Consider the following 7,518-nt stretch of genomic DNA (forward strand, 5'->3'; position numbering starts at 1 on the left):
GGGTGGGGTGGTCATGAGGATGGGGTGGGGTGGGTCAGCGGGATGGGCCGTGAGGGTGGGGGGTGGGGTGCGGTGGTGTGGGCAGCCCCCTGGTCTCACCGCCACGGCGTCACCGCCCCGCCCCGACCACCCTCCCGTACTGCTCCCGAACCTCCCGGTACCGCAGCAGCTCCGCCGCCACCGGATCCAGGACCCGGGCCCGGCCGCATCCGGCAGCCGCCTCCCGCAACCGGCGTTCCGCCTCCAGGCCGTAGCGCCGGGCCGGGCCGCGGGCCGCCAGCCGGCAGCTCCACTCGATGAGCGGTCCGCCGACGATGCCGATCACCATCAGCAGCACCGGCACCCCCAGGTTCGGCGCCATGACCCCGATGATCTGCCCCAGCAGCCACAGCCCGCCCAGGAACTGCAGGATCGTCATGCACGCCTGGGTGAACACGGCCAACGGCCACCACCCCGGGCGCGGCGGCCGTCCCGCGGGCACCCCCGCGCGCGCGGTCAGATCGTCCAGCGCCTCGGGCAGCCCCTGCGAACCACGGACGGCCGCTTCGCGCACCGCCTGTGCCCAGGGCGCTGGCAGCCCGGCCGACGCCCGGTCGGCCACGGTCCGTACGGCCTGCTCGACCCGCTGACGGGCCGTCGCCTCCTCGTCGGCCTGTGGGCGCGAGGGAAGCCGGCCCGTGGTGGGCTCGCCGCGGTCCTGGTACCAGCGCCACAGCCGCAGCCAGGGCGTGCCGCAGGCCCGGTTGGCGTTGCGCAGCCAGGCGCGCTCGGCCGCCTCCCCCGCCGCCGTGGCGCCCACCGCGTCCGCGAGCCGGTCGGAGAACTCCTCTCGGGCCTGTTCGCTGAGCCCGGTCCGCCGCTGCGTGGCGTAGACGGGCCACAGCCGTGCCGCGGCGATGTCCACGTCGGCCGAGATGCGGCGGTTGGCCGCCCCGCGCTCCGACACGAACTGGCCGAGCGCCTCGCGCAGTTCTCCGACACCGTCCCCGGTGAGCGCGGACAGCGCGAGCACGGTCGTGCCCGGCTCGCCGTACTCCCCGAGGGCGATGCCGTCCTCGTCGAGGAGCCGTCGCAGATCGTCGAGAACCTGTTCGGCGGCTTCCCCGGGCAGCCGGTCGACCTGGTTGAGGACGACGAACATGACCTCCGCGTGGGCCGCCATCGGCCGCAGATAACGCTCGTGGAGGACGGCGTCGGCGTACTTCTCCGGGTCGACGACCCAGATGACCGCGTCGACGAGCCCGAGGATGCGGTCCACGTGCCGACGGTGCTGTACGGCCGCGGAGTCGTGGTCGGGCAGGTCGACCAGGACGAGTCCGCGCAGCGGCGACTCGCCGTCCCCGGTCGGCAACGGCCGGCGGCGCAGCCGGGGCGGGATCCCGAGCCGTTCGATGAGGCCGGCCCCGCCGTCGCTCCAACTGCACGCGATGGGCGCGGCGGTGGTGGGACGGCGTACGCCCGTCTCTGAGATGGTCACCCCGGCGAGCGCGTTGAACAGCTGCGACTTGCCGCTGCCGGTGGCACCCGCGATGGCGACGACGGTGTGCTGACCGGAGAGCCTGCGCCGCGCGGACGCCTCGTCCAGCACCCGGCCGGCCCCCGAGAGCGTCCTGCTGTCGAGCCGCGTGCGGGAGAGCCCCACGAGTTCGCGCAGGGCCTCCAGCCGTGAGCGCAGCGACCCGTCGTACACCAGCGGGGTCACCGTCGGCGGGACGGCGGAGCGGTTGTCCGTCATGGGGAACCTGTCTCCTTCGGCTGTCTCGGCAACCCGGCGCGCGATGAGTCCGTCGTCCCAGGTCTCGGTGGAGTCGGTACGCGTCGCGCGCTCGCCGTCCGGGGCGCTCCGGCGGGCGGCGCCGCCCCCGTTGTCGTGGGCGTCGTCGTCCGGCTGATCGGCGTGCTCGGTGGGGTCCTGGTCGGTGACGGTCACCGGTCACCTCTCCTTCTGCAGTACGGACAGCGCGGCGATGAGCTCGGCCTGGGGCTCGGGGTGGACGTCGAGTGCGTCGAGTGGGGCGAGCCGGCGCTCGCGTTCGGCGTGCATGACCCGGTCCACGTGCTCGGTGAGCAGCCGTCCGGCCCGGTCGCGCAGCCGCAGCGCGCCATGGGCGCCGATCCGCTCGGCGAGGCTCTCTCCGGCCAACCGGCCCCGGCGGCCGCCCAGCAGGGAGGTGGCGACCAGGGCGGCGACGAGCTCGGGGTCGGGCGCGAGGTTGCGGTCGAGTTCGCGTACCTCGTCCTCGGCGTTCTCCTCCAGCTCGCGCCGCCATCGCCGTACGGCGAGTCCGATGCGGTGCTCGGCGCTGTCGGCGCCGGAGTCGCGTGCGGCGAGTTCCGGGGCGCTGGAGGCCGGTTCGCGCCGCCAGGCGTCGTCGACGCGCTCGTCGGCGGCGGTGACGGCGCACAGCAGCAGCGCGCTGAGGCTCTCCACGAGCGCGTCGAGGAGTTCGGCGGCGGTGCAGTCCAGGGGGAAGGCGCGCCACCGTTTGAGCGCGTCCCCGGCGAGGACCGCTCCGCTCTGCAACCGGCCCCGCACGCGCGTGTGCTCGCTGTCGTACGCCCCTTCGACGGCGGAGGTGAGCCGCAGGGCGGCGGCGTACTGAGCGGCGGCGGCCCCGGCCAGCTCGGGCATCCGGGACTTGAGGGAGTCGAGGACGCCGTAGGCCGTACGGGCGAGGACGTGCTGCCGGGCTGCGGGGTCCTGAGCCTGGTGCACCAGCCAGGTGCGCAGCTGGGCGACGGCGGAGGCCGGCAGGAGCCCGCCGCCCCAGGCGGACTCGGGGAGTTCGGGCACGGTGAAGCGCGGCACCTCGCCGAGCCCGGCCTTGGTGAGCAGGGCCCCGTACTGCCGTGACACCTCGTTCACCACCTGGTGAGGCACCCGGTCGAGCACGGTCACGAGGGTGACGTCGTACTCCTTGGCGGTGCGCAGCATGTGCCAGGGGACGGCGTCGGCGTAGCGGGCGGCCGTGGTGACCATGACCCAGATGTCGGCGGCGCAGATGAGTTCGGCGGCCAGGACCCGGTTGTCGGAGACCAGGGAGTCGATGTCGGGCGCGTCGAGGAGGGCGAGGCCGGGCGGGAGCGTCTCGGCGGTCTCGACGCGCAGGACGCGCGCGGGGTTCTCGCCGGGGAGCAGCAGGTCGTCGGTGGACTCCTGTTGGGGCACCCACACGCGTGTGAGGTCGGGCAGCACCCTCATCCCGCTGAACCAGTGGTGGTCCTCCGGATGACAGACCAGCACGGGGGTGCGTGTCGTGGGCCGCAGCACGCCCGCCTCGCTGACCCGCCGTCCCACGAGGGAGTTCACGAGTGTCGATTTCCCGGCTCCGGTCGACCCGCCCACGACGGCCAGAAGCGGCGCTTCGGGGTCCCGCAACCGGGGCACCAAGTAGTCGTCGAGCTGCGCGAGGAGTTCGTCGCGGTTGGCACGCGCGCGTGGGGCCCCCGCCAGGGGCAGCGGGAAGCGTGCGGCGGCGACACGGTCGCGCAGGGCGGAGAGTGCGTCGAGCAGCTGAGGCCGTACGTCCAAGGTCACCACATGTGAAGAATGCCCAATTTTAGGGGAATTCTGAAGCATATGAGCATGTCTGCGCGCCGACGGAACACAAGGGGCGGAAGGGACGACTGGGACACAGGCAGACTCCAGGCATAACGAGTGCACAACACCCGATGCCTCTGACGCCAAAAGCGATGCACGATTCGTACCTGCCTGCGATTATCAGGACCGCTTCACTGAACCTCCACATCGAGCCACGGAGGCGAAGCAACAGGGACAAGGACGCGGGAGCCCTATCCTTGTCCCCGGCAACGTCACGGATCGGCCCACACCCGGGCACCAAGACAGAGGCCACCACACCCGGCCCCCGTAGCTCAGTGGATAGAGCAGGCGCCTTCTAAGCGCTTGGCCGCAGGTTCGAGTCCTGCCGGGGGCGCAAGTCTCCGCCCTCCCGTTCGGGAGGGCTTTTCGCTGGTCGGTCTCCGGCAGCTTCGAGCCGCCTCTTCAGGTCGGGCGGCCGGCCCACGACGCAACGGGCGCAGGTCACCAGGAGCTCGGCAACACCGTTCCCGGGTCTACGTCTTCCACGGCACGGTCGCTCTTGCTGCGATTCGGCTGTGGCTCCGCGACTGAGGCGGCCACCGCCATGGATGCCCCGGGTGGTCGCCTCAGTCGTCGGCGGCGACGATGAGCGTGACCCGCTGAGCCGAACGGTCGATGAGCACGAACTCGTGGAAGTGATCGTGCACACGTCCCCAGTCATGAATCGCCGCATCACCGAGGTCGCTGAGACGGTAGATGCCATCGGCTGCGGCCAGACGGGCGGACACCTCCCGCCGCAGATCCGCCTCCAGCTCGGTGGGCACGTCCCAGAGCGGGTCGACCCACTCCAGCAGGATCTGCGCCGCCTTCTCCTGGCTGATGGGCTCGTACAGATCGGGAGTGATCGACCGCAGCCAGTACGGCCCGTGCCGGGGCCCGTCCAGCAGCACTCCACCACCTGCATAGTCGTCCCGGAACTGCTCATGCTCGATCAGCGCGGCAAGCACTCCTCTATCGTCCACGGCCTCCGCGGAGAAGCGGAGCTGCTTGATGTCGACCCACCGAAACCCGTGCTCCTTCGGATCCGAGACGTAGCGTCGAAAGTTGATGAAGGCGCTTCCCTCGTGAGTGAGCCCGTGGTCCATGGCCGGAGACTAAGCGAGGCCACCATGGGCCGCCGCAAGGCGGAGGCGACCGAGGAGGGCAGCGGTGCCTCCGGATCGGGTCGCGGACGACGGCCAGGACGACGGCGGGGGTGTGGGCTCTCGCAAGACGTGTTGTTGTGGCCGCGCATTCATGTCTCCCGCCCTTGAATACAACCTACCGAGCGATGATTTCCAGCCGCGCAGGGGTCGTAAATCGGCCACGCCTTGACCGCCACAGCGCCCTCGTAGAAGATCCTTTCGAAACCCCGCTAACGGGGAGCGGAGGAGGAGTAACGTGAAAAGGCTTGGAAAGTCACTACTGTTCGCCATTTCAGGTGCCACGCTTGCGGTTTCCAGCGTAGCCACCCCTGTGGCGGCCTACGACCCTCAGAGCGGACCCGGCACCGGCAATTCCGCGGTTCAGGCCGGCGGCGGCCTCATAGCCGGGAAGCCCGTCATCCACAAGAGAGGTGACGGCGTCGCCCCGCCGGCAGAACTGGGTAACCCCTCCGAGTGGGGCGTGGTGAAGCTGGAAATCAACAAGTCGGCCGTTCAGGTCAAGGGGAACACCTGCCAGAATGTGACTCATGGCAAGTGGTGCTATGGGTACGATCTGGTGTCGGCTGGAAAGAAGTGCTACTCGAACTACATCGCTGATGTGAAGCACAAGTCGACGGTCAGGGTCCAGAACGTCGATCACTCAAGTGGCTGGGTGGCGAAGGGGAAGACCTCCTACGCCAACTCGACACAGGGTGCGGCATGGACCTGCCACGCCTTTTACAGCAATGAATAAGAAATTCCGCCGCGATGAGGGTTGACCTCCCTCGGGTGGGCCGTGGCTCCGGGCGCACACGAGCCCGGAGTCATGCCACGTCAGGACCGGAACGGGGAGACAGTGAAATTTTCGGGTGCTCGGGTCGCGTCGTTCGCGGTGCCACTCGGGCTTGGCTTGCTGCTTGGTCTGACGGGGCCTGTGGCTGAGCAATGGGGTGGTCGTCCAGGTACGGCCGTGGGCGCCGTCTTCACGGGCGGGTGGCCGTGGGCCTGTTACGCATTCCTGGTGGGTTATTTTCGCCGGTCCAAAATCGAATCGGCCGTCCTCGCGTCTCTGGGGCTGGCCATCGGTGTCGTGACCTACTACCTGGTCAAGGGAATCCTGGCCTCCCTGGGTGGACTGTATTCCTCGGGTGCGAGTTCCTCCGGAATTGCCCTCTGGGGTTTGCTGGCCTTCATCTTTGGAGCACCCGTCGGACTCCTGGGGAACCTCGCACAGGCGCCGGGCATCGGCGGCCTGTTCTTCCGGCTGCTTGTCCCCCTGGTGGCTTTTTATGAGACTTCGGCGCGTCTGGAGGCAGAGTCGCACGGGACGAGTCAGCTTGTTCTTGGTACCTGGACCACCGTTCGGTTCACGGCTGTTGCCATTGCGATCGCTATGGTGGGCCACACGGTCTGGGGTTGGTGGAGGTCTCGCCGTATTCGTTCCGCCGGGGTGGGCGTCGGCTAGCGTCCAACCTCTCTGAAAGGCACCCGCTGAACGACTCGCATTGTCACAGTGGTCCGCGGGTCGGTGCTCCTCCCGCTCGGCATCGTGCTCACCGGGTCGGCCGTCCCGGCCCTGGCGGGCGGGCCGTTGACCGGGCTGCCGGATGGGGCAGTCGTGCTCACGGCCGGGACCGTCACCCTCGCCGGTCTCCTGGCCCTGCGCAGCGCCGCGGCCGCGCCAGGGGGACCGGCGAGGGCCCTTTCCTGACCACACGGTCCCCGGCAGGCACTTCCCCCGCCCACGGCGTACACGCGATCATGGCCGGTGAACCGGACCTGGGCCGTGAAAGGGGCACGACGTGCGGCTGCGCTGCGCTGTACTGGACGACTTTCAGCAGGTGGCGGCCGAGGCCGCCGACTGGTCGGTGGTCGCGGACGACGTGGAGGTCGTGTCCTTCGACCGGCACATCGACGGCGAGGACGACCTGGCCGCCGCCCTGGCCGGTTTCGACATCGTGGTGACCCTGCGCGAACGCGTCCCGTTCCCCGGGTCGCTGATCACCCGTCTGCCCCGGCTGAAACTGATCGTCGCCTCCGGCATGCGGAACTCCGTCATCGACTACGCGGCCGCCGAGGCACACGGCGTCACGGTCTGCGGCACGGCCAGTTCCTCCACCCCGCCCGTCGAACTGACCTGGGCCCTGCTGCTCGGCCTCGCCCGCGGCATCGTCGAGGAGAGCAACGCCCTGCGCTCCGGCGGCCCCTGGCAGAGCACCGTCGGTGCCGACCTGCACGGCCGGCGGCTCGGGCTGCTCGGCCTGGGGAAGATCGGCAGCAAGGTCGCCCAGGTCGGACTCGCCTTCGGCATGCACGTGAGCGCCTGGAGTCAGAACCTCACCGGCGAGCGCGCCGACGAGGTCGGCGTCGAGCATGCCGGCTCCAAGGAAGAGCTGCTCGCGAACAGTGACTTCGTCTCCGTCCACCTGGCCCTCGGCGACCGCACCCGGGGCCTGCTCGGGCCGGCCGAACTCTCCCTCCTCAAGCCGACCGCCTACCTGATCAACACCTCCCGCGCGGCGATCGTCGACCAGGACGCCCTGCTCGACGCCCTGCGCGCGGGCCGTATCGCCGGAGCCGGCGTGGACGTCTTCGACGTCGAGCCCCTCCCCGCGGACCACCCCATGCGCACGGCACCGCGTCTCCTGGCCACTCCGCACCTCGGCTACGTCTCCCGCGCCAACTACGCGACCTACTACGGCCACGCCGTCGAGGACATCCGCGCGTTCCTCGACGGCACACCCGTGCGGCGGCTGCCCTGACGCACCCCGCACCCCGCACCCCCACACCCCA

6 protein-coding genes and 1 tRNA gene are annotated in these 7,518 nt (G+C 70.3%); 4 read left to right on the plus strand and 3 right to left on the minus strand.

What is annotated here, in order from left to right; genetic code table 11:
• Positions 1 to 109: 109 nt before the first annotated feature.
• Together GTY56_RS26030 and GTY56_RS26035 are read right to left on the minus strand one after the other, a co-directional pair.
• Positions 110 to 1,930, minus strand: a complete 1,821-nt coding sequence (locus GTY56_RS26030) for a GTPase (protein ID WP_346345580.1) — start codon at positions 1,928 to 1,930, stop codon at positions 110 to 112.
• A gap of 3 nt (positions 1,931 to 1,933) precedes the next feature.
• Positions 1,934 to 3,541 carry a dynamin family protein gene (locus GTY56_RS26035; RefSeq protein WP_161367755.1) on the minus strand — a complete coding sequence of 536 codons (1,608 nt, stop codon included), beginning with the start codon at positions 3,539 to 3,541 and terminating at the stop codon, positions 1,934 to 1,936.
• Between the two features lie 321 nt (positions 3,542 to 3,862).
• Between GTY56_RS26035 and GTY56_RS26040 the strand changes: the two genes are divergently transcribed.
• Positions 3,863 to 3,935: transfer RNA gene (locus tag GTY56_RS26040), tRNA-Arg, on the plus strand.
• Positions 3,936 to 4,167: 232 nt separating this feature from the next.
• Here GTY56_RS26040 and GTY56_RS26050 read toward each other — a convergent pair.
• On the minus strand, positions 4,168 to 4,686 hold the full coding sequence (locus GTY56_RS26050) for a hypothetical protein (protein ID WP_161367756.1): 519 nt from the start codon (positions 4,684 to 4,686) through the stop codon (positions 4,168 to 4,170).
• Positions 4,687 to 4,981: 295 nt separating this feature from the next.
• On the opposite strand from GTY56_RS26050, the gene GTY56_RS41415 reads away from it, so the two are divergent.
• The 3 genes from GTY56_RS41415 (at position 4,982) to GTY56_RS26065 (ending at position 7,487) form a co-directional block, all read left to right on the plus strand.
• Complete coding sequence (locus tag GTY56_RS41415) at positions 4,982 to 5,479, plus strand: lactococcin 972 family bacteriocin (RefSeq protein ID WP_161367757.1); 498 nt, start codon at positions 4,982 to 4,984, stop codon at positions 5,477 to 5,479.
• Positions 5,480 to 5,695: 216 nt separating this feature from the next.
• The gene (locus GTY56_RS26060; protein ID WP_346345581.1) at positions 5,696 to 6,190 is read left to right on the plus strand and encodes a hypothetical protein; all 495 of its coding nucleotides are present in this window, start codon (positions 5,696 to 5,698) and stop codon (positions 6,188 to 6,190) included.
• A 337-nt stretch (positions 6,191 to 6,527) separates the two neighbouring features.
• Positions 6,528 to 7,487 (plus strand): NAD(P)-dependent oxidoreductase, encoded by a 960-nt coding sequence (locus tag GTY56_RS26065; RefSeq protein ID WP_161367758.1) that lies wholly within the window; start codon positions 6,528 to 6,530, stop codon positions 7,485 to 7,487.
• The last annotated feature ends 31 nt before the right edge of the window (positions 7,488 to 7,518 follow it).

The sequence above is a fragment of the Streptomyces sp. SID5643 genome (genome assembly GCF_009872555.1).
In the GTDB taxonomy this organism is placed as follows: domain Bacteria; phylum Actinomycetota; class Actinomycetes; order Streptomycetales; family Streptomycetaceae; genus Streptomyces; species Streptomyces iakyrus.